Below are 20,635 nucleotides of genomic sequence, written 5' to 3'. Positions count from 1 at the left end.
CGTGATGCCGGCCAGGTATCGATCGTAAATAGATGAGCGCCGCCAGGCGCGGTGGCGGTGCGGGAGGTAATACTGATGGCGATCATCGACGCCCGCGGTCGTGAATTGAACCCGGGACCCTATCGGAGGGTCGTGTCGCTGGTGCCCAGCCTGACAGACACCGTATGCGGCCTCGGTGCGGCAGACAGATTGGTCGGTCGCACCCTGTATTGTACGGAACCCCGCTTTCAGGTGCGCAGCGTGCCGGAATTCGGTGGGACCAAGAACCCCAAGGTCGAACGGATCGTCGAAACCCGGCCGGACCTGGTGCTGGCCTGCGTCGAGGAGAACAAGAAGGAGCACCTGGAGGCCCTCGAGGCCGCCGGCATCCCGGTCTACGCCGTGATGCCGCACGTCCTGGACGATGTCGACGGACTGCTGGGCGCCTGCGGTGGGCTGCTCGATGTCGCCGACGCCGCGCACAGGGCCCGCGCCGATCTCTCGGCCGCCCGCGCGGAAGCCGCGGCCTGGCGCGAGAGGCTCTTCGCCTATCGACAGGCCCAGGGCGCGCCCTGCCCGGTGCCCGCGGCCACGCTGATCTGGAAGAACCCCTGGCTGGCTGCTGGCGCCGGCACCCATATCAACGCCGTGATGGAGGCCATCGGTCTCGAGAACGTCTTCGCGGATCGCCGCGACTACTTCGCCATCGAGCTCGAGGACCTGGCGCGGCACGGGCTCGACCTGATCCTGATGCCGGACGAGCCCTACCGCTGGAGCAAGCGGGATGCGGTAGTGGTGGCCGAGGCCGCGGGTTGCGACGACGCGCCGGAGTTCTGCCCGCGGCTCGACGGCAAGCTGCTCACCTGGTACGGCACCCGCACGGCGCCTTCCCTGCGCGAGCTGATGAGGCTGTTCGAGCCCCTGCTGGTGGGAAGCGAAGGCGTGGCATGAAGCCGGTTCACATGTGCAGCTCGAGGATGTCCCCGTCCTCGACCAAGTAGTCTCGACCCACCTGCTGGCCGTCGAACTTGCCGCTGCCCCAGATCCGCGCGAACTTCAGGCCCGCCGCCCGGCCGCGATGGACGAGGCGGGCGACGTCGATCACGCGGTCGCCCCTGAACAGCGTGAACGGCCGCTCCATGTCCGGCGGCTTGCCGGGGACCTTCGTGTAGACGCGCACCACGTCGAGGCCGCGCCGCAGCATCGACCCCAGGCGGTCCAGACCTTCCCCCGTCGCGGCCGAGACCGCGATGGCCGGGTAGCGCGCCTCGACCAGTTCCTCCAGGGCCGTCACCTCGTCCGGGTCCAGTCCCAGATCGACCTTGTTGACCACGAGCAAGGTGGGCAGGACGGTGTGGAAGATGGTCTCGTCCGCCTCGTCGCCCGGTTGCTCCGGTTCGGGCGGTGCCGACCCCACCGGCTCCGTCCCGGGTAGGCCCTCCACCAACCCGCCGGGCAGGCGGCCCCGCCAGTCGTCCGACAGGATGATGCGCTTCTCGGCCAGGCGCTCTCGGATGGAGATCACGTCCTCGGTGCAACCGGGCACGTGCAGATCGATCACCAGGAGTGCGGCGTGCGCCGGCTGCATGGCGTTGGGCAGCCAGGGTTCCATCAACTCGGCCGAGATGGGGGGCAGATCCACCAGCTGGAACTGCACTTCGTTGTGCATCAGCATGCCGGGCAAGGGTTCGTTGGTGGTGTGGGGGTAGGGAGCAGACTCGGCCCGCGACCCGGTCAATCGCGAGTGCAACAGCGACTTGCCGGCGTTGGGCGGTCCGACCAGGGCCACCTGGGCCGCGCCCTCCGTGCGGATCACGCGGGTCGGTCCCGTGCGGGCGGCGCCCTTCTGGGGCCCCGACACCTCGGCCGTCAACTCCTTGATGCGCGTCTTGATGTCCGCCTGCAGGTGTTCGGTTCCTTTGTGCTTGGGAATCGTCTTGAGCATCTCGCGCAGGTGTTCGAGGCGCTCGGTCGGCTCGCGCGTCTGACGGAAGGCCGCCTCGGCCTTCTTGTATTCCGGTGAGACGTTGGTCGGCATGATTCCTCGCGTCGCATGATATCATGACCGCGACGGATTGCGTAGACCTCGCGAGGAGGTGACGACCTGATCTACCGCCTGCTGGCCGATCTGGTGGTGTTGCTCCACTTCGCCTTCATCCTGTTCGTGCTGCTGGGCGGATTGCTCGTCCCGCGACGCCCGCGTCTGGCCCGGCTTCATCTGCCGGCGGTCGTCTGGGGCGCCTTGATCGAGTTCCGGGGCTGGATCTGCCCCTTGACGCCCCTGGAGAAACAGCTGCGCCTCGCAGCCGGCCAGGGAGGCTATCCGGAAGGCTTCGTCGAGCATTACATCCTGCCGCTGGTCTACCCCCCCGGGCTGACACGCGAGATCCAGCTCGTGCTCGGTGCCGCCGTGCTGGTCGTCAATGCGGCGGCCTACGGCGTGGCGTGGCGGCGCCGCCGGAAACGTCGTGGCCCATGACCGCAGCCTGTGGCAAGATGATGTGCATCACCGGGAGGTTTCTCGCACATGCGAGCACGCGACGGCGCCGCGGGGCGCGGATATTACGCAGAGGGCCTGGCCGCCGAGAGGTTGCGTCTCTGCTACGACCTGGCCACGCCCGAGGTACGCCGCTACATGGGCGCCGAGATCGCACACGTCCGCGCGCGCCTCGATCCGGACGATCGCGTGCTGGAACTGGGCTGCGGGTACGGAAGGATCGTGAAGGATCTCGCGGCGTCGGCCGGGTTCATTTGCGGCGTCGATACCTCGAGGGCCAGCCTGCGCTACGGGGCGGACTACCTGGCCGGGGTCGAGAATGTCGCCCTGGTCTGCGCCGACGCTGCGGCGCCGGGCCTCGCGCCCGGCGCGTTCGATGTGGTCTGCTGCTTGCAGAACGGCGTCTCTGCCTTCAAGATCGAACCGCTGCGGCTCTTTCGCGCGGCCCTGGAGTCCACGCGGCCGGGCGGCCGGACGCTCTTCGCCAGCTACGCCGCCGGATTCTGGGAGGATCGGCTGGCCTGGTTCCGCATCCAGGCCGAGCACGGCCTGGTCGGCGAGATCGACGAGGACGCCACCGGCAACGGGCGGATCGTCTGCAAGGACGGTTTCAGCGCGACCACCTTCGGCGCGGACGACTTCCGCGACCTGGCGGCGGCCTGCGGCCGCGAGACGCGCATCGAGACCGTCGCGGCCTCGAGCCTTTTCTGCGAAATGACCGCGTGAGGGGAGATATGACCATGCGTGTCCGGAGCCTGTTTCTGGCCGTCGCCCTGTTTCTGGCCGTCGCGAATCGCGTCCTCGCGGAGGGATTCGAGGTCCACACCGGTGATCTGGACGGTGTTCCCTATGCCCTGGCGGTCCCCGACCACTGGAACGGCTTCCTACTGTTGCAGGCGCACGGCTCGCGTTCGATCGACGCGCCCCTGCTGGCCGATCTGGACGTAGACGAGCCGACCAACCTCGCGCTGCTGGCCGACGGCTGGCTCATCGCCTATTCCAGCTACCGGCGCAACGGCCCTATCGTGGGCGACGCGGCCCTCGACCTCATCGCCCTGCGCGGGCATGTGGCAAAGGTCCATGGCGAGCCGCGCCTCGTCCTGGTCGAGGGCTGGTCCATGGGAGCGGCGGTGGCGACGCTGCTCGTCGAGCGTCACGCCAACGCTGTCGCCGGCGCCTGCGCGATCGGCGCGATCTACTCGTACCCGGTGCCAGGGGAGGATCTGACCTTCACACGCAGGCCCCGGGTCCCGCTGCTGCTCATCAGCAACATGGGCGAGACGAGCGACACCGGCGCCTATCATGCGGCAGCCGCGGCGGCCGGTGCACCGTCGGCGCTCTGGACCGTGCATCGCCCGGGGCACGTGAACGTGAATTCGGCGGAGCGCCTCGCCGCCTTGCACGCCCTGGCGGACTGGGTGCTGCAGGGCGAAGTCCCCGCCTCGCGCGATGCGACCGTGATCATGTCCGCCGAGACAGTCGCCACGCGGGCCGCCGGCACGGCGGCCTCGACGGTCGTCTCGGTGCACGCGGCATACGGCAACATCACGTCGCGTCTGGTTCCCGATGATCTGGCCTGGCTCGGCGTCTCCGTCGGCGAGACGTTCCGCGTGGCATCGGCGGACACGACCGTGGACGCGCTCTACTGCGTCACCTACGCCGACGCGCAGCGCGGCGCATGGGTGGTCTTCCCGGATGCGGAAGGCCGGCTAGTGATCGCCCGCAGGGCAGCCAACGCCGCCGCCGCCCTGGGCTGTGCCGTCGGGGATACGCTCCGGTTCCTCGCCCCCGGCCATCGCCCGGGAGGAAGCTCCCGCCCATGAAACTGTTGATCATCGCGGTCTCCGCGATCGCGGGAATCATCGCCGTCGCGCGGCTGCGCCACTTGGACGTGCACGAGAAGGAGCCCTGGCGCGCGCTCGCGCTGGTCACCCTGGTCGGCGGCGCCTGGTCCATCGCCATCAGCACCGTCCTCTACGCGGCCTTCGGCGCCGCGGGGATCGGCAACGTCAGGAACACCCTGGGCGCCATCCTGGTCGTCGGTCCCTTGGAGGAAGCGGCCAAGCTCCTGGCCATGCTCAGTTGCCTGCCCCTGTTCCGCCGCCACCTGGACGAGCCTGCCGACGGCGTCATCTACATGGCGTGCGTGGCCTTGGGATTCTCCCTGATCGAGAACTACTTCTATGCGACCTCGGCGCAGAACGCGGGCGGCCTGCTGATGGTCCGGTTGCTGACCGCGACGCCGGCTCACATCCTGTTCAGCTTTCCCATGGGCCTCGCGGTCTACGCGCGCCGTCGCGGCGGCGCCCGCCGGGGACTGCTCGGAAGGGCGTACCTGTATGCCAGCCTGTCCCATGGGGTATGGGACGTGCTGGCCTTCAACGGACTCGCCCTGATCCTGTTCTTCGCACTGCTGTGGCCGGGCATGCGTTTCTTCGGCACGGTCATGTCGTACGCCGCGCGCGTGTCGCCCTTCCGCGAGGATTTGACGGGTTTCCTGTCGGCGGCTCCCGCGGTTGCCGCGGAGGAAGACCTGATGTGCCTCGCCTGCGGGAATACCGGCGACAAGCCGGCCTGGCTGCGGGGCAAGATCCGCGTCCAGCGTTGTGAAAGCTGCGACAGCTACATCTCGAGCTGGGACGGCCTGTTCTTCCTGTTCCGTCATTTCGGCGGCTGGTACGGGCGCCTCGAGGTGAAGCCGGCCCCGGATGGGGAGCGGGACGGCCTGTTCACGGTCGAGGCCGGCAATGTCGCCTCCCGCGGCGATCAGGTGGCGGCCTTCCGTCTGTCCGAGCTGTCGCCGGTGCTGGACGAACTGGGCGAGCGCGCGGTCGCGGAGGTGGAGGGGGCCTGGTGGTTCCCGGACCGCGGGACCTGAGCCCGAACAATCGCAGCCCGGATGCGTAGGACCCCGTGATCCGCGGTCGGTCCGCGGTGTTCACTCGACTCGTAATGGAGGAAAGACATGTTGTTCGCAATCCTCGCCGTCGCTGTCGTCCTGTTCTTCGCCGGCATCCGCATCGTGCGGCCCACGCGTCGTGGACTCGTCGAACGCCTCGGCAAGTACCGGCGCTTCGCCAATCCCGGCTTCAACTGGATCATCCCGGCCATCGACCGCATGATCACCATCAACGTGACCGAGCAGATGGTCGATGCCCAGCCCCAGGAGATCATCACCTTCGACAACCTGAACGCCCGCGTGGACGCCCAGGTCTACTTCAAGGTCAAGTCCGACGAGGAGAGCGTGAAGAGCTCGCAGTACAACGTGAACGACTATCAGTGGCAGATCGTCAACCTGGCCCGCACCACGCTGCGCAACATCATCGGCACCCTCACGCTGAAGTCAGCCAACAGCGAACGCGACAAGATCAACGGCGAGCTGCTGACGACCCTCAGCAAGGAGACCAGCAGCTGGGGCATGGAGATCGTCCGGACCGAGCTCAAGGAGATCGATCCGCCCCAGGACGTGCAGGCGACCATGAACAAGGTCGTCAAGGCGGAGAACGAGAAGATCGCCGCCCTGGACTACGCCAACGCCGTGGAGCGCCAGGCCGACGGCGAGAAGCGTTCCGAGATCAAGAAGGCCGAGGGCGTCAAACAGGGCAAGATCCTGCAGGCCGAGGGCGAGGCAGAGGCCATCCGGCTGGTGAACGAGGCCGCCAATCGCTATTTCGTGGGCAACGCCCAGCTGCTGCGCAAGCTCGAGGCCCTCGAGAAGGCCCTGTCCGGGAACGCCAAGATCGTCGTTCCCTCGGATAGCGAGCTGGTGAACGTGATCGGGGAGATGGCCGGCGTGCTCCCCCTGGACCGCAGTACGAAAACTGACGATTGAACGACAATTCACCCGTGTCATGGGGCGGTTCCAGGACCGCCCCGTTGCTTGTAACCCCGCCAGCTGCTTCCCCCTAACTAGGTTTGATCAAACGAGTTGTCAAATCCGCACGTTTGCCCGTACAGTAGGGGACTCCGGGAGCCGTCCTCCCCGGGGAAAAAGACCTGTCAAACATTTGACAAATTCCCGGGCATAGACCATATCCACGGAGTCACACCCGAGCCTGCGGCGACCGCAATCGGAGGACCGTCATGGCCAAGTCGAGAATCGAGAAGCTCCTGGACGAGAGGGAGCGGCTTTACCTGGGCGGGGGCGAGGTGCGCATCGAGAAGCAGCACGCTGCGGGCAAGCTCACCGCCCGCGAGCGCCTGGCCCTGCTCCTGGACACCGACACCTTCCAGGAGACGCACCTGTTCATGAAGCACCGCTGCACCCATTTCGGGCTGGCGGACATGGATTTCCCCGGGGAAGGCGTCGTAACCGGCTGCGGGTTGGTCGATGGCAGGCCGATCTACGTGGCCAGCCAGGACTTCACCGTGGCGGGCGGCGCCGTGGGCGAAGCCACGGCGCGCAAGATCCAGGCGGTGATGAACGACGCCCTGAAGACCGGCGATCCCTTCGTCTTCATCAACGACAGCGGCGGCGCACGCATCCAGGAAGGCGTGGATTCCCTGGCGGGCTACGGCGGCATCTTCTACCGCAACGTGCTCATGTCCGGCGTCGTGCCCCAGATCAGCATCATCGCCGGCCCCTGCGCCGGCGGCGCGGCCTACTCGCCCGCCCTGACCGATTTCATCATCCAGGTGCGCAGCGAGGGCCAGATGTTCATCACCGGTCCCTCGATCATCAAGCAGGTCACCGGCGAGGAGGTCACCGCCGAGGACCTGGGCGGCGTCTACAGCCACACCCACTACTCCGGCGTCGTCCATCTGGAGGCGGAGGACGGCGAGCACGCCATGGAGATCGCGCGACGCCTGCTCTCCTTCCTGCCCAGCAACAACACGGACGAGCCCCCGGTCTACCCCGAACTGCACGATGAGGCCGTGGCACCGGTGGAGGAGCTGAACACCTGTGTGCCCGAGGACTCGCGCCAGCCCTACGACATGCACCGCATCATCCAGCTCACCGTGGACAACGCCGACTTCATGGAGATACAGGAGCACTGGGCGCCCAACATCATCGTCGGCTTCGCGCGCATCGAGGGGGCGACCGTCGGCGTGATCGCCAACAATCCCCTGCACAAGGCGGGCGTACTGGATATCGACTCGTCGGACAAGGCCGCCAAGTTCATCCGCTTCTGCAACGCCTTCAACATCGCGTTGCTGACCTTCGTGGACGTACCCGGGTTCCTGCCCGGCGTGCAGCAGGAATACGGCGGCATCATCCGCCACGGCGCGAAGATGCTCTTCGCCTACGGGGCCGCCACCGTGCCCAAGATCACCATCATCGTGCGCAAGGCGTACGGCTGCGCCTATCTCGCCATGTGCGGCAAGGACATGGGCGCCGACCGCTGCAGCGCCTGGCCCAGCGCCGAGATCGCCGTGATGGGCGCAGAGGGCGCCGTCAACCTGCTCTACCGCCGCGAGATCGCCGCGGCCGCGGATCCCGAGGCCGAGCGCGCCGAGAGGATCCGCGAATACGTCGCCGCCTTCGCCAACCCCTACGTGGCCGCCGGACGCGGGCTGCTCGACGACATCATCGAGCCGGCCGAGACGCGGGTCTACGTCGCCCAGTCTCTGCAGCTGCTCAAGGCCAAGCGCGAGATGAGGCCGCAGAAGAAGCACGGCCTGATCCCCCTGTAGCCGGACGAGGAGACGACCATGGGCAGCCAGGAGACATTGCTGCGGAACATCCCGCTGGCGCTGGTGGGCCTGCTGATCGTCTTCGTGGTGCAGCTGATCATCGCCATGGCCATCTCCGGGATCCGCCAGCTGGACGAGAAGTGGCGCCACCAGGAGAAGTTGCGGAACGCGGAGGCCCTGGACAGGGAACCGACGGTCGATGCCACCACGCTGGTTCTCATCGCCGCCGCCGCCGCCACCGTACTGCGCGGCAGGCACCGCATCCGCAGCATCAAGAGGCTGATGCCCAGCGATCACAAGCGAAGCCCCTGGACCGCGCAGGGCCGGGCGGTCCTGCAGGGATCGCACGTCATAGACAGACATCAGAAGAGAAGCGGCGTCCGCTGATCCGGGTTGCCCGGCACCACGAGACGCCAAGACAGGAGTCGTACATGAAGCTTAAGATCACGGTCCACGGCGTCGCCTACGAGGTCGACGTGGAAGTCCTCGACGCCAAGCGCGACGAATTCGGACCCACCGGCGCGTTGCCCAGCCTGGGCGCGCCCGGGACGTTCCATCACGGATCCGCCGCCGCCTCCGCGCCGCCGCCCGCCGTAGGACAGGCCGCTCCGTCTACGGCGGGCAGTGGCGTGGTGTCGCCCATCGCCGGCACCGTCATCGAGATCAGGTGCAAGCCCGGCGACGATGTCGCGCAGGGTCAGGAGCTGCTGATCATCGAGGCCATGAAGATGAACACGGCCATCGCCGCGCCAGTCGCCGGCACTGTCAAGCAGGTGCTCGTGGCGGCGGGAGACAGCGTGCGCGAGAACCAGCAACTGGTCGAGTTCTCCTGACCGGGGGCGCGTTATGGATGTGGTCTGGGAATTCCTGCAGGTAGGCGCCATCGGCAATTTCACCATGGGCAACCTGGTGATGCTCGGGGTGGGCTGCGTCTTCATCTATCTCGCCGTGGCCAAGGACTACGAACCGCTGCTGCTGGTACCCATCGGCTTCGGCATGCTCGTGGGCAACATACCCTTCTCGCCGGGCATGAACATCGGCGTCTACGAGCAGGGGAGCGTCCTGTCCATCATCTACCAGGGCGTGAGCAAGGGCTGGTATCCGCCCCTGATCTTCCTGGGCATCGGGGCGATGACCGATTTCTCGTGCATGCTGTCGAACCCGCGCCTGATCCTGCTGGGCGCGGCCGCCCAGGCGGGCATCTTCGTCACCTTCTTCGGCGCGCTCTTGCTCGGCTTCGAGGTCAACCAGGCGGCCTCGATCGGCATCATCGGCGGCGCCGACGGTCCCACCGCCATCTTCCTATCCTCGCAGCTGGCGCCCGAGTTCCTGGGTCCCATAGCCATCGCCGCCTATTCCTACATGGCGCTGGTGCCGGTCATCCAGCCGCCGATCATCAAGCTGCTGACCTCGCGCAAGGAACGCCTGATCCGCATGAAACCGTCGCGGCCGGTCAGCAAGCGGCTGCGCATCATCTTCCCGGTGGTGGCTTTTCTGCTCTCGGCGATGATCGCGCCGGGCGCCATCACCCTGCTCGGCATGCTGTTCTTCGGGAACCTGCTCAAGGAGAGCGGCGTCACCGAGCGCCTGGCCAAGACGGCCCGCAACGCCCTGATCGACACCATCACCATCCTGCTGGGCCTGGCGGTGGGCACGTCGACCGACGCGTCGGTCTTCCTGACGCCGGCGTCGATCAAGATCTTCGCGTTGGGCGCCGGCTCGTTCGCGATCGCCACCGCCGCGGGCATCCTCTTCGCCAAGGGCATGAACCTGGTCTACAAGGACAAGATCAACCCCATCATAGGCGCCGCGGGCGTCTCCGCCGTGCCGGACTCGGCGCGCGTCTGCCAGATGGTCGGCGCCCGCGAGGACCCGCAGAACTTCCTGATCATGCACGCCATGGCCCCCAACGTGGCCGGGGTGATCGGCTCCGCCGTGGCGGCCGGCGTCTTCCTGTCCAGCCTCGTGAAGTAATCTCTTGAAGCAGTCTCGCCGACCGGCCTCGTCGACGGCGAACCGGGGCGAAACCCTCCGGCCCGCGTTTGTGCCGCGGCGCGGCCACGCGTACCTTGTGCCTCCCCGTCGGGCCGTCGGGGCGCAACGCGGGAAGCCGTCACGACAGCGGAGGCAGATGTGGACTGGACGGAATGGATCGGATACGCGGGGTCGGCGCTGGTCGCGGTCTCCCTGATGATGAGCGCCATCGTGCGCCTGCGGCTGCTCAACTTGGCCGGAGCGCTGCTCTTCGCCGCGTACGGCGCCCTGGTTGGCGCCATGCCCGTACTGATGGTCAGCGCCTTCATCGTCCTGGTGAACGTCGTCTATCTCGTGCGGCTGGCGCGATCGCGGAGCGACTACTTCGAGCTCATGCCCATGCACGACCCGCGCAATCCGTATCTGAGACGTTTCCTGAAGTTCCATGCCGACGACATTCGGAGCCACTTCCCGCTCTTCGATCTCGAGGCTCTCGAGGCGCCCGTGGTCGTTTTCATCCTGCGCGACCTGATGCCCGCCGGGTTGGTCGTCTGTGCTCCCGACGCGAGCGACACGCTGCATGTGGAACTCGACTACGTGCTGCCCGCCTACCGCGACTTCAAGTGCGCTCGCTGGTTCTACCGGGAGTGGGGCCCGCGGCTGGCGCGCATGGGCTTCGAGCGCTTCACGGCGCGCACCGGCGCGGGCGTTCATCGGACCTACCTGATGCGCATGGGCTACGAGGCGGTCCCCGAACTCGGGGATGGCTGGTACGCCCGGCCCACCGCGGCCGCGATCTGAAGTCCTTCGCCGTCCAGATGAAAGGCGGGAGCGCGTCTGCGCTCCCGCCTCGCTTGCCTGCGTCCGGCAGGGTCCGCGGCGATCCGCTAGAAACCCACTGTCATGCCGGCGCTGTAGTAGGTGATAGATCCGTCCTGGTCGCCGTAGACGTAGGGCTGATCGTCCGTCAGGTCCATGTACGTGACGGACGAGTAGAGCCTTGCGTTCGTATCGACCCGGAAGGAGACACCGTATGTCAGCTCGAACATCGAAAAGTCGAGGTCGCTGTACTCATTCACCATCGAGTAGTCCAGATCCTGGTTGACGACGGTCTGGTCGGCCCCGAGCACGCCGAACGACGTGAACGAGCCCTCGGACCTGGTGTAAGCGACGTCCATGTAGAAGTGGAACTGTTCGGAAGCGTTGAGCATGGCGTTGAAGAACACCACGTTGTATTCGGTCGTGTAGTCGCTCATGGCATCAGCGGAACCGAAATGATCGAGCTCCGAACCGGAGCCCTCGATGTGGCCTGCTCAGCCGCCGAACAGCGGCGGGCACAGCTTGGCGTTGCTCTCGACGCTGTTGAACGAATACCCCATCGTCAACATCAGCTTGTCGTTGGGGGCGACCCAGAGGTTTACGCCCGGGGAGAGGATCGTGCGCTCGTACTCGTAGGAGTTGAGCTCGTCGTTCTTCTCCGAGGCGACGTTCAGGTAGCCGTTGAGCGACGTGCGCGGCGAGACCTGGTAGGAACCACGCGCCGCGATGCGGTGCGATTCGTTGGGCAGGGCCGCGCCGTTGCCGTAACGGCTGCGCTGGAAGTAGTAGACGAACCCGTTGCCGGCCAGGTTGTGCGTGTCCCCGTACAGCGGGTCCTCGCACATCGCCGCCGGATTCATGTACTGGTTGGCGACAGTCGTGTAGGTGTAGGACAGCTTGGCGTTGCCCCGGCGGCCAAACCGCTTGCTCAGGGTGGCGCGGAAGCGGTCCGATGCGGTCTCGCTGGCGTAGGGCGTCGACGGGACCATGACGTTCTCGCCGGACGTCTCGTCCAGGTAGTACGTCGTCTGGCTCTGGGCCATGGCGGGCCGGTCGACCACCTTGTGGCGCCAGTCGAGGCCGAACGACGATCCCTGGCCCAGCATGTGACGCAGCGCCAGATCCGTCTGGAGGACGTCGCGGTTGGCCGCGGACACCCGGGTCCAGTCGAAGTCCTGGCTGCCGCCGGGCCTCCCGTCGCGGTACGGATCAAGATCGACGACGGCGTCGTCGGCCTTCACCTCGTACGTGAGCACGCGGGCGGTCAGGCGCGTCTGCTTGGTGGGTCGGGCCATCCAGCCGGCGGCGATGGCGTCGAAATCGCTCGAGAGCGCGTTGGCGACGTTCTCGGTGCGGCTGTGGCTGTACGAGCCCCGTAGGGTGTTGCGGGCGTTGACGTCGAGGTTCAGGCCGAGCTCGTGGGCCCGCTTCTCGGTCGTGGGGCCTGCCGCGTAGGGCAAAGCGCCCTCGGCTTCCTCGAACTGGAGTCGCGAACCGAACTCCACGTTGTAATTGCTCACCGCGCCCGTGTTCGGGTCGGTCCAGAGCCCGCCCCTGACGGGGTGCTGGGCCCGGGTCCAGGTCCGGGTGTTGGCCGTGGTGTAGTCCGTGAAGTCCTGGGCCTTGAACTCGTAGTCGAAGGACAGGTTGCCCACGCTCCCCTCGGCGCCGGCCCTCAGCGTGCGCGTCTGCTCGTCGATCAGGCGCCGGTTGCCTTCCACGTGGCACATGGCGCAGTGATCGATGGTCAGGGCCTGCTTCCAGCCGCTCTTGTGCTGGTCGTCGTAGCACACGTAGATCTTGCCGTTCTCGAGGGAAGTCAGGTCGTATTCCAGGTTGGCCTCGGTCTTCTGGTAGTTCAACCAGTACCGGCCCAGCGGATCCATGTCGTGGCTGTAGATCTGCTTGCCGCCGGCCGAGCCGTCGGCGTTGGCCTCGCGGGCCTGCATGTTCTGCAGCAGATCGTCGTCCAGGTGATGGATGAAGGAGAGGTAGTCGAAGTTCGCAGACAGGCGGCTGTCGGGATCCACGTCGATCCCGAATGCCTTGGTGTCCTTGTCCCGGAAGTAACCGTAGACGTCGAACAAGGTGTTCTCGGTGGCGCCGTCGTGCATGAACCAGGCGTGGGCCTGTACTTCACCCTCGTTGGCGTCACTCAGGTATTCTCCCACCTTGTCGAAGGCGCCCGTCTGCTCGAAGTAGCGAGCCCCGACGCAGGACTTGCCCTCGACCGAGGGCGTCCCGTCGTCGGCCATCGCCGCGGCGGTAACGGCCAGCAGGCCGGCCACCGCGAGACAGGTTGGGATGCATCGCAATTTCATGGTCACCTCATCGGTTCGGGTCCGCGTCGCGGGCCGTTAGCGATTCAGGGCCCGGCCCTGTCCCGGAATGGACTGGGAGGGCAAGTCCGTGCCATGTATCGACATGTGGCACTGTGAGCATTTCGTCAGCATGGCCTGCTTGAACGAGTCGGGATGCGATTCGCCACTCCAGCCCTCGTACGCGGGCGAGCCGTTCTCGCCGTAGTTGGCTGGTGGGACGACATATTCCCCGTCGTAGGACATCAGCGCCGTGTGGAAGTGGGGCTGATGGCACTGCAGACACAGGAACGGCTCGTTCTGCCGCAGCAGGTTGTTGGCGACCGTGCCGTGCGGGTCGTGGCAGATCATGCAATCCTCCTCGACCGGCGAATGTTCGAAGATGAAGGGACCTCTGTGCTGGGTGTGACATTCGAGACAGAGTTCACGGCTGCTCTCGCCCGTCATGAGTCCCGTATAGCCTTCGCCGTGCACGTCGTGGCAGTCGGAGCAGGACATGAAGTGCTCCTTCACCGGGTGGTGGCTCGGCAGGCTCAGGCGGCAGCGGAACTCCTGGTGGCAGCCGAGGCAGAGCTCGGTCTGATCCTCCGCGAGCAGCTCGCCGCCGTGGACGGCGTGGCAGCTCACACAGGAGAGGTCCGCATCGGCGTGGACGCCGAGGTGCCAGTCGACGGTAACGCCCGTCTTGTGGCAGCCGAGGCAGGCCTTGTTGGCCAGGGCGCCCATCTCGGACGATGGCGTCATGATCAGGGCCGGGTCCTCGTTGTCGGCGTGCTTCTCGCCGGGACCGTGACAGGCTTCACAGCCGTGTACGTCGGTCGGGTACTGGTAGTTGGCGAGCCGACCGTGGACGGTCTGCATCATGGCGGCCCCGACCTCGTCGTGGCAGTCCAGGCAGGTTTCCGATCCCACGTATCCAGCGCCGGCCCACGCTACCGTGGCGGCCAGAAAAATGGCCATTCCCAGCAGCGCGGCAACGCGGTTGGTTCTGGGAATGGTACAGCGGTTCATCATCTCACCTCTTTGCGAGTGTGGAAGGGAACCCCTCGGGGTTCTTCGAGCTGGTCTGACAGAGCGTACCGTGACAGTTCGGTGACATCTCCGCTGGTGAATCAATCTCCTCCTTTCACGGAACGCCCCCTTTCGAAGGGGGATTCCTGGACCACTGTTAAACAATCCATATGTTCCTTGACAGGATCATAGTCAGCGGTGTTTGCCTTGTCAATGTTGAAATCCTGTAACCTGTTGCGATGAAAAAAGATACAATGATTTTGGTTTTCAAGACGACAAACTCCGTATCTCCCTGTAAAGCAAGGGAGTTTTCGCTCATGATCGGGATATAAAGCTGGCTTTTCGACCCACAACGTCCATTAATATGGTAGGTTAGGTGTTTGTTGTTTCTGGCGTTAATCAACAAGTTAAGAATCGGATTGATCTTGATTTGACTGGCGGCGGATCGCTTAATTCGGATGTCAGGTCAACGGTTGTCAACGGAGGCCACATGCGCTTGAAACATATCGTCTCGCTTCAGGTTCTGCTGGCCGCCCTGTCGTGCGCGGCTCTCGGCGCCGCACAGGATTTCACGGCAGCGGATTGCGCGGACTGCCACGCCGATTCGGGCGGCGATCCGGTCGAGGTGGGGATGGAGGATCTCGCCGGCTGCGTGCACGAGGACCTGGACTGCCTGGACTGCCACGCGTCCATCGCGGATCTGCCCCACGACGAGGACCTGCCGCCGGTGGCCTGCGGGACATGCCACGAGGACGAGGCCGACACCTACCTGATCCACGGGCGCGGTGTCGTGGGGAAGTCCGACTTCGTGCCCTCCTGTGCCGACTGCCACGGCACCCACGGCATCCTCTCGTCCCTCGACCGCGACGCCACGACCAATCCCCTCAACCTGCCCACAACCTGCGGCAAGTGTCACGAGGATTCGACGCTCACCCACGATCTGAACATCAAGTTCAAGCATCCCATCCGGGTCTACTCCGAGAGCGTGCACGGCAAGGCGACCGCCGGCGGCATCCACCAGGCGGCCAGCTGCAACGACTGCCATTCCACCGGCGGGTCGGCGCACATGATCCTCCCGCCCAACGATCCGCGGTCGACGATCGCGCACTTCAACATCCCCAAGACCTGCGGCCAGTGCCACGGCGCCATCGAGCAGGACTACTGGGACGGCGTGCACGGCCAGCTGACCGCGCGCGGCGAGGTGGACACGCCCACCTGCACCACCTGTCACGGGGAGCACGGCATCCTGCATACCCAGGATCCGCGGTCGCCGGTCAGCCCCTACCGCCTGGCCGAGGCCACCTGCACGCCCTGCCACGAGTCGGCTACGCTCAACGAGAAGTACGAGCTGCCCACCGGACGGCTGCAGTCGTTCGTGGACTCGTACCACGGGCTAAAGAGCAAGGCGGGCGACAAGACCGTCGCCAACTGCGCCTCGTGCCACGGGGCGCACCTGATCCTGCCCTCGGACGACGAGCGCTCGTCGGTCAACTCCCGGAATCTCCAGAATACCTGTGGCCACTGCCACAAGGGCATCACCGCCGACGTGGCGCGGCAGCCGATACACGAGACGGCCACCGGCCACCGCACCGGCGTGGCCCACATCATCCAGATCATCTACACCATCCTGATCGCCTGCGTGATCGGCGGCATGGTGCTGCACTGGCTCATCGACCTGATCAAGCGGATCCACGAGGTGATCAACAAGAAGCCCCAGGTGCGTCGCATGGAGCCGAACGAGGTCTTCCAGCACACGATCCTGGCGCTGTCCTTCACGATCCTGGTGATCACCGGCTTCTCCCTGCGCTTCTATGACGCGTGGTGGAGCCACCTCCTGTTCGGGCGCGAGGGCGGCTACGCCGTGCGCGGCGTGATCCACCGCGGCGCCGCCGTGCTGATGATCCTCGGTTCCGTCTTCCACGCCTTCTTCCTGATAACACCCCGCGGGCGCGAGTTTCTCAGGGACATGGTGCCGACGGCGAACGACGTCCGGCAATTCCTGCAACGCATGAAGTTCAATCTGGGCCTGAGCGGGAAGACGCCCCGCTTCGGTCGCTTCACCTACGTGGAGAAGGCCGAGTACTGGGCCCTGATCTGGGGCACGGTGATCATGGTGATCACCGGTTTCGCGCTGTGGTTCGACAACCTCGTGGTCCAGTGGTTCCCGCGCGGCTTCATGGACGTGATGCTGGTGATCCACTACTACGAGGCCTGGCTGGCCTTCCTGGCGATCCTGATCTGGCACATGTACGCCACGGTCTTCAATCCCGGTGTCTATCCCATGAATCCGGCCTGGATCCACGGCATGATGCCCCAGGACATGTACGAGCACGAACATCCCGATGTGAAGCTGGTCAAGCACGAGCGGGAAGTCCGCACGCGTGTGGAATCCGACGCGTGCGCCGTGAGCGAGCCCGGCAGGACCGAGGCGGACAGTTCCGGCTTCCCGCGGGGCTGAGCGGACGACCGGGTGGCAAGCGAAAGCCCCCGCGGCGGTGCGGGGGCCTTCTCCATGGTCGGCGGGACGCGGTCGAGGTCTACTCCGCGGCCTCGGGAATCGGGTGTGCGATCACGGCCCAGCGCTCCTTGAACACGAATTCCTTGAAGGTCGGGCTCTCCTCGTTGTGGCAGAGGATGCACTTGGCTTCGCCCTCCAGCTCGAGCCCGGCCGCGACGGCGGCTTCGTGGTCCTCCATCACGCTCTTGGTCTTGTACGCCGAGCCGGCGCCGTGGCAGGCTTCGCAGCTGACGCCTTCTTCTTCGGTGTACTTCGACTTCTCGTCGAGCGCGGCGCCGAGGAAGCCCAGTGTGGTATGACACTTCAGGCATGCGGCCTCTTCCCAGGGATTGCCCAGGCCCTTCTCCTTGGCGACGGCGATGGCCGCCTCGGACTTGAGCGCCGCGAAGGCGCCGGCGTGGCTGGATTCGGACCAGATCTTGTACTGGTCGCCGGTCTTGGCCTTGTGGCACATCTTGCACTTGTCGGCGCCGATGATGGTGGGTTCATCGGCGAAGACGGCGAAGGCCGACAGCGTGACCGCCATGGCGACCAGGAACACGATCATCTTCCGCATGGTTGAGCCTCCTTGGATCTTGTCAGGGAGAGATGTTCTCCCGAGAATACAGTCTCAGCTCCGAAAGTTCCTTCGAAACCTGTGATAATTGTAATGCCCCCCGGGGAGTGCCCAAATAAAATAATTAGAATATTTGAAGACGTAATGACGACGCGGGGCTTCGATATCGTTCTAAAGATCAGTTTCCGGCCGTATCCCAGGATTGTGCCGTTTCGCGGGACGCCAATAACCTGTTCATTCCTCTCCGACTTTGCTATAATATGCAGGTTCCCGGACGGTTTCGTCCGGGTTGACCATACGTCAGGTAAATCCTAGTGTGCTGCAAGGAGTATATGCCTATGAAGGGGATCCTGGTTCTGTGTTGCTGCCTGCTCTTGCCCGCCCTCGCGCAGGCCGATCCCGGTTTCAACTGGGCCGCCGTCTACGACGGTGGCGGCAATTACGACGATTCCGGCCTTTTCGTCACCTCGGATCCCGCTGGCAACCCCGTGGTCGCCGGCCTCAGCCACGACGGCATCGAGGGCCTCGATATCATCGTCCGCAAGCTCGACGTGGATACGGGTGTCGAGATCTGGTCGGAACGGATCCCGGCCTTCGACGAATCGGACATGATGGTATCCGGAATGGAATGGGATGCGGACGGAGATCTCGTGGTCGCAGGACATATCTGCGGCTGCGTGGGCTGAGGCCATGGAGATGATATCGTCGTCGTGAAGCTCGACGGCGGGACCGGGGAGGTTCTCTGGTCGCTCCATTATGCTTCGCCCGGAGCCGAGAACGAATCGACCTACGCGCTGGCGCTCGACAGCCAGGGCAATGCCTACATCACGGGCCGGGCCTGGGTGTCCGATCGCGAGGACGAGTTCGCGACCTTCAAGATCGACGCCTTCACCGGGGACATCCTGTGGGACGAGACCGAGGGCGGCGCCGCGCATCTCGACGACCGCGGTCTGGACATCGACGTCGGACCCGACGACAACCCGGTCGCCATCGGGCTCCTGCAGAACGCCGACGCCAGCGCCACGCTGATGGTCGTGAAGTACGACGGCGCCTCCGGCGGCATCGCCTGGGCGGTCGCCACCCAGGAGCTCGTCAACGATCAGACCGGCGACGGCTGGGTGGCCGTGGACGCGGCGGGGGACGTGATCGCCTGCTGCAAGACCTGGGGCGGCTCCACTTCCTTCGACATCGCACTGATCAAGTACGACGGGGACGACGGCACGGAACTCTGGTCGGAGGTCTACTCCATCGGCACGGCCGCTGACGATCCCGCCGACATGGTACTCGACGACGCGGGCAACCCCATCGTCGTCGGCGTCACGGCCGGCGACTACCTGACCGTCAAGTTCGGCGGTGTCGATGGCGATCCCCTGTGGACATCGACGTACGAAGGTCCCCAGGGCTGGTACGACATGGCCAACTGCGTGGCCGTCGGCGATCAGGGGGAGATCCTGGTCTCCGGCTTCAGCGACGGCACCGGGACGAGCTGGGACGTGGCCACCATAGGGTACGAGCCCGAGTTCGGCGCGGAGAACTGGTCGTTGCGATACGACGGGGCGGAGAACCTCACCGACGAGGCCAAGGACATCTTCATGACCGCGCAGGGCGAGGTGCTCGTCGCCGGCTACTGCTACAGCAACGGCAGCGGCATGGACCAGCTCGTCCTGTCCTACGACAACGACTTCGGCACGGGCGTCGAGACGACGCCGGCCGCCCCGGCCCGGCTGGCGGCGGCTCCGAACCCCTTCAACCCCTCGACCACCTTCAGCTTCGAGCTGGCGGCGGCCGCCCGTGTCGAACTGGCGGTGTACGATCTGGCCGGACGCCGTGTGGCGACGCTGCTGGACGGGCACGGGAATGCGGGCCCGCAGCGGATCGACTGGTCGGGACGCGGCGACGACGGCGGCCGGTTGCCCTCCGGCGCCTACCTCGCCCGCCTGGTGACGGAACGCGGCGTGTCGTCGCGCAAGGTCGTCCTGGCCAAGTGAGGTCCGAATACGCATACGGCCGGCGGTCGCCACCGCCGGCCGTTCTCTACCGCCCGCCTTCGTCTATCTCTTGACGATCCTCACGTCGCCGCTGAAGACCGAGACCTTGATGCGCGCGCCGCCGGCGCCCTGCGTGAAGCTCAGCTCCTTGCCGGGCGTATACCTGCCGGTGCGGCTGGCCTCGTGCCCGAAGCCGTCGTCGATGTCGCCGCTGAACGAGTCGATCTCGAACTCGGCGTCCACGTCGGCGGGCAGGTAGAGGGTGACCTCGCCGCTGTGGCAATCGATGTTCCAGCGGCCCTGTTGCGTCGGGCGGGCCGTCAGGTCGAGCTCTCCCGAGACGACGTTGAAAGAGAAGGTGTCGAGGGTCTCGGCCTTGATCTCCACGTCGCCGCTCACGCTCGATACGCTCAGCCTCTTGCGCACGTTCTGCAGGAAGATGTCGCCGCTGACCGATTCGATCTCCACGTCGTCCGTCTCGGCGTCGACATCGATCAGACCGCTGATCGATGCGATCTCCAGAGACCTCGGGTTGCCCCGGACCGCGATCTCGCCGCTCACCGACTCGATCCCCACCTTGCCGTCCACGCCGCGCACGGAAACGTCGGCGCTGACGCTTTCCGTCTCCACTCGACAACCGTGCGGCACCTGTACGACCAATTCCGAGCCCTTGAATTCGCCCCTGATCTTGCGCGGGTACTTGACCTTGATCCCGAGATCGCCCTCGCCGCCGGTGATCTCGAGTTTCTTGGCCTTCGGGTCCAGGTCGCACTGGATGCGCACCTCGTGCTTGTCCCAGCCGATCACCTCGATGGTGCCGGCCAGGTTGTCGATGCTGATCTTGGCGTCCTTCTCGACCTTGCGCGTCTCATCGACCCTGTCTCCGGCCGTCGCGGTCGTGGCCACGCACAGACAGACCGCCAGCATTGCGAGTCGGAGCCCGATGGTGCGTCCACTCATGACGTGTCCTTTCTTCTTCATCATCGTGATGTGAGACGGGCCAGCTTCCGCATAAGGTCCATCTTCCTGTGGTATCCGGCGACGAGGTGGCTGGCCTGCGAGGGCACGGCCGCCACCTTGTCGAGGGCGCTCTGGGTCTCGCGAATGGCCTGATCGATCAGATCGAGACCTTCATCCACTGCCGAGCGCGTTTCCGCGGGCAGTTCGGCGGACGAATCCTCCAGACCCGCCAGGCAGTCCCCGCGCAGGACCGAATAACCGAGGGCCAGGGCGTCGTAGGGGTCATCGCCCCGGTGGTCGCGGAGCTGCAGGCCGGCCAGCAGCGCCAACGCCAGGATGGCGGCCGCCGCCAGCCAGCGGAGGCGGCCCGCGCGCCGGGGG

21 protein-coding genes are annotated in these 20,635 nt (G+C 65.8%); 14 read left to right on the top strand and 7 right to left on the bottom strand.

Annotated features, from left to right (window positions below; genetic code table 11):
• The first annotated feature begins 75 nt into the window (after positions 1–75).
• Complete coding sequence (locus KJ554_02020; protein MBU0741111.1) at positions 76–930, top strand: ABC transporter substrate-binding protein; 855 nt, start codon at positions 76–78, stop codon at positions 928–930.
• Between the two features lie 7 nt (positions 931–937).
• Here the strand turns inward: KJ554_02020 and KJ554_02015 are convergent, their stop codons facing one another.
• On the bottom strand, positions 938–2,017 hold the full coding sequence (locus KJ554_02015) for a 50S ribosome-binding GTPase (GenBank protein ID MBU0741110.1): 1,080 nt from the start codon (positions 2,015–2,017) through the stop codon (positions 938–940).
• A 66-nt stretch (positions 2,018–2,083) separates the two neighbouring features.
• Here KJ554_02015 and KJ554_02010 point away from each other — a divergent pair, with 66 nt between their 5' ends.
• From KJ554_02010 to KJ554_01965, 10 genes are all read left to right on the top strand, one after another.
• Positions 2,084–2,458 carry a DUF2784 domain-containing protein gene (locus tag KJ554_02010; protein ID MBU0741109.1) on the top strand — a complete coding sequence of 125 codons (375 nt, stop codon included), beginning with the start codon at positions 2,084–2,086 and terminating at the stop codon, positions 2,456–2,458.
• 48 nt (positions 2,459–2,506) lie between these two features.
• A complete protein-coding gene (locus tag KJ554_02005; GenBank protein MBU0741108.1) occupies positions 2,507–3,202 on the top strand; it encodes a class I SAM-dependent methyltransferase in 696 nt (231 codons plus the stop codon).
• Positions 3,203–3,216: 14 nt separating this feature from the next.
• Positions 3,217–4,299, top strand: coding sequence for a hypothetical protein (locus KJ554_02000; protein ID MBU0741107.1), 1,083 nt, complete (start codon positions 3,217–3,219; stop codon positions 4,297–4,299).
• On the top strand, positions 4,296–5,354 hold the full coding sequence (locus KJ554_01995) for a PrsW family intramembrane metalloprotease (GenBank protein ID MBU0741106.1): 1,059 nt from the start codon (positions 4,296–4,298) through the stop codon (positions 5,352–5,354). Before KJ554_02000 ends, KJ554_01995 begins: the two co-directional genes overlap by 4 nt.
• An 87-nt stretch (positions 5,355–5,441) precedes the next feature.
• On the top strand, positions 5,442–6,308 hold the full coding sequence (locus KJ554_01990; GenBank protein MBU0741105.1) for an SPFH/Band 7/PHB domain protein: 867 nt from the start codon (positions 5,442–5,444) through the stop codon (positions 6,306–6,308).
• A 251-nt stretch (positions 6,309–6,559) separates the two neighbouring features.
• The gene (locus tag KJ554_01985; protein ID MBU0741104.1) at positions 6,560–8,110 is read left to right on the top strand and encodes an acyl-CoA carboxylase subunit beta; all 1,551 of its coding nucleotides are present in this window, start codon (positions 6,560–6,562) and stop codon (positions 8,108–8,110) included.
• A gap of 18 nt (positions 8,111–8,128) precedes the next feature.
• On the top strand, positions 8,129–8,497 hold the full coding sequence (locus KJ554_01980; GenBank protein ID MBU0741103.1) for a hypothetical protein: 369 nt from the start codon (positions 8,129–8,131) through the stop codon (positions 8,495–8,497).
• A 44-nt stretch (positions 8,498–8,541) separates the two neighbouring features.
• Positions 8,542–8,943 (top strand): acetyl-CoA carboxylase biotin carboxyl carrier protein subunit, encoded by a 402-nt coding sequence (locus KJ554_01975; protein MBU0741102.1) that lies wholly within the window; start codon positions 8,542–8,544, stop codon positions 8,941–8,943.
• Positions 8,944–8,956: 13 nt separating this feature from the next.
• On the top strand, positions 8,957–10,084 hold the full coding sequence (locus tag KJ554_01970; GenBank protein MBU0741101.1) for a sodium ion-translocating decarboxylase subunit beta: 1,128 nt from the start codon (positions 8,957–8,959) through the stop codon (positions 10,082–10,084).
• A 159-nt stretch (positions 10,085–10,243) separates the two neighbouring features.
• Positions 10,244–10,885 (top strand): YgjV family protein, encoded by a 642-nt coding sequence (locus KJ554_01965; GenBank protein ID MBU0741100.1) that lies wholly within the window; start codon positions 10,244–10,246, stop codon positions 10,883–10,885.
• An 86-nt stretch (positions 10,886–10,971) separates the two neighbouring features.
• Here KJ554_01965 and KJ554_01960 read toward each other — a convergent pair whose 3' ends face one another.
• Genes KJ554_01960 through KJ554_01950 form a run of 3 tightly spaced genes read right to left on the bottom strand, consistent with a single transcriptional unit; the run spans position 10,972 to position 14,232 of the window.
• Positions 10,972–11,340 carry a hypothetical protein gene (locus KJ554_01960; protein MBU0741099.1) on the bottom strand — a complete coding sequence of 123 codons (369 nt, stop codon included), beginning with the start codon at positions 11,338–11,340 and terminating at the stop codon, positions 10,972–10,974.
• Between the two features lie 57 nt (positions 11,341–11,397).
• A complete protein-coding gene (locus KJ554_01955) occupies positions 11,398–13,224 on the bottom strand; it encodes a hypothetical protein (protein ID MBU0741098.1) in 1,827 nt (608 codons plus the stop codon).
• 36 nt (positions 13,225–13,260) lie between these two features.
• Positions 13,261–14,232, bottom strand: a complete 972-nt coding sequence (locus KJ554_01950) for a DmsE family decaheme c-type cytochrome (protein MBU0741097.1) — start codon at positions 14,230–14,232, stop codon at positions 13,261–13,263.
• 490 nt (positions 14,233–14,722) lie between these two features.
• Between KJ554_01950 and KJ554_01945 the strand changes: the two genes are divergently transcribed.
• Entirely contained in the window at positions 14,723–16,690 is a 1,968-nt protein-coding gene (locus tag KJ554_01945) for a cytochrome b/b6 domain-containing protein (GenBank protein MBU0741096.1), read from the top strand.
• Between the two features lie 79 nt (positions 16,691–16,769).
• On the opposite strand, the gene KJ554_01940 is transcribed toward KJ554_01945, so the two are convergent.
• Entirely contained in the window at positions 16,770–17,276 is a 507-nt protein-coding gene (locus tag KJ554_01940) for a cytochrome c family protein (GenBank protein MBU0741095.1), read from the bottom strand.
• A 368-nt stretch (positions 17,277–17,644) separates the two neighbouring features.
• Between KJ554_01940 and KJ554_01935 the strand changes: the two genes are divergently transcribed.
• Positions 17,645–17,992: a hypothetical protein gene (locus KJ554_01935; GenBank protein ID MBU0741094.1), complete on the top strand. Its 348-nt coding sequence runs from the start codon at positions 17,645–17,647 to the stop codon at positions 17,990–17,992.
• Positions 17,993–18,016: 24 nt separating this feature from the next.
• Positions 18,017–19,294, top strand: a complete 1,278-nt coding sequence (locus tag KJ554_01930; GenBank protein ID MBU0741093.1) for a T9SS type A sorting domain-containing protein — start codon at positions 18,017–18,019, stop codon at positions 19,292–19,294.
• Between the two features lie 63 nt (positions 19,295–19,357).
• On the opposite strand, the gene KJ554_01925 is transcribed toward KJ554_01930, so the two are convergent.
• Both KJ554_01925 and KJ554_01920 read right to left on the bottom strand, forming a co-directional pair.
• Positions 19,358–20,254 carry a DUF4097 domain-containing protein gene (locus KJ554_01925; GenBank protein MBU0741092.1) on the bottom strand — a complete coding sequence of 299 codons (897 nt, stop codon included), beginning with the start codon at positions 20,252–20,254 and terminating at the stop codon, positions 19,358–19,360.
• 20 nt (positions 20,255–20,274) lie between these two features.
• The coding region (locus KJ554_01920) for a hypothetical protein (protein ID MBU0741091.1) at positions 20,275–20,635 on the bottom strand (361 nt) is incomplete at its 5' end.

The sequence above is a fragment of the bacterium genome (assembly GCA_018814885.1).
Classification (GTDB): Bacteria; Krumholzibacteriota; Krumholzibacteriia; order LZORAL124-64-63; family LZORAL124-64-63; genus JAHIYU01.
The sequence above is the reverse complement of the archived record's forward strand: the minus strand, read 5'-3'. Positions and strand labels throughout refer to the sequence as shown.

Excerpts from the sequence above, each read along its gene's own strand:
- KJ554_01990 (MBU0741105.1), top strand. The coding sequence starts at position 5,442 with ATGTTGTTCGCAATCCTCGCCGTCGCTGTCGTCCTGTTCTTCGCCGGC.
- KJ554_01960 (MBU0741099.1), bottom strand. The coding sequence starts at position 11,340 with ATGAGCGACTACACGACCGAATACAACGTGGTGTTCTTCAACGCCATG.
- KJ554_01935 (MBU0741094.1), top strand. The coding sequence starts at position 17,645 with ATGAAGGGGATCCTGGTTCTGTGTTGCTGCCTGCTCTTGCCCGCCCTC.
- KJ554_02015 (MBU0741110.1), bottom strand. The coding sequence starts at position 2,017 with ATGCCGACCAACGTCTCACCGGAATACAAGAAGGCCGAGGCGGCCTTC.
- KJ554_01950 (MBU0741097.1), bottom strand. The coding sequence starts at position 14,232 with ATGAACCGCTGTACCATTCCCAGAACCAACCGCGTTGCCGCGCTGCTG.
- KJ554_01975 (MBU0741102.1), top strand. The coding sequence starts at position 8,542 with ATGAAGCTTAAGATCACGGTCCACGGCGTCGCCTACGAGGTCGACGTG.
- KJ554_02000 (MBU0741107.1), top strand. The coding sequence starts at position 3,217 with ATGCGTGTCCGGAGCCTGTTTCTGGCCGTCGCCCTGTTTCTGGCCGTC.
- KJ554_01985 (MBU0741104.1), top strand. The coding sequence starts at position 6,560 with ATGGCCAAGTCGAGAATCGAGAAGCTCCTGGACGAGAGGGAGCGGCTT.
- KJ554_01945 (MBU0741096.1), top strand. The coding sequence starts at position 14,723 with ATGCGCTTGAAACATATCGTCTCGCTTCAGGTTCTGCTGGCCGCCCTG.
- KJ554_01970 (MBU0741101.1), top strand. The coding sequence starts at position 8,957 with ATGGATGTGGTCTGGGAATTCCTGCAGGTAGGCGCCATCGGCAATTTC.
- KJ554_01995 (MBU0741106.1), top strand. The coding sequence starts at position 4,296 with ATGAAACTGTTGATCATCGCGGTCTCCGCGATCGCGGGAATCATCGCC.
- KJ554_01955 (MBU0741098.1), bottom strand. The coding sequence starts at position 13,224 with ATGAAATTGCGATGCATCCCAACCTGTCTCGCGGTGGCCGGCCTGCTG.
- KJ554_01940 (MBU0741095.1), bottom strand. The coding sequence starts at position 17,276 with ATGGCGGTCACGCTGTCGGCCTTCGCCGTCTTCGCCGATGAACCCACC.
- KJ554_01925 (MBU0741092.1), bottom strand. The coding sequence starts at position 20,254 with ATGAGTGGACGCACCATCGGGCTCCGACTCGCAATGCTGGCGGTCTGT.
- KJ554_02005 (MBU0741108.1), top strand. The coding sequence starts at position 2,507 with ATGCGAGCACGCGACGGCGCCGCGGGGCGCGGATATTACGCAGAGGGC.
- KJ554_02020 (MBU0741111.1), top strand. The coding sequence starts at position 76 with ATGGCGATCATCGACGCCCGCGGTCGTGAATTGAACCCGGGACCCTAT.
- KJ554_01980 (MBU0741103.1), top strand. The coding sequence starts at position 8,129 with ATGGGCAGCCAGGAGACATTGCTGCGGAACATCCCGCTGGCGCTGGTG.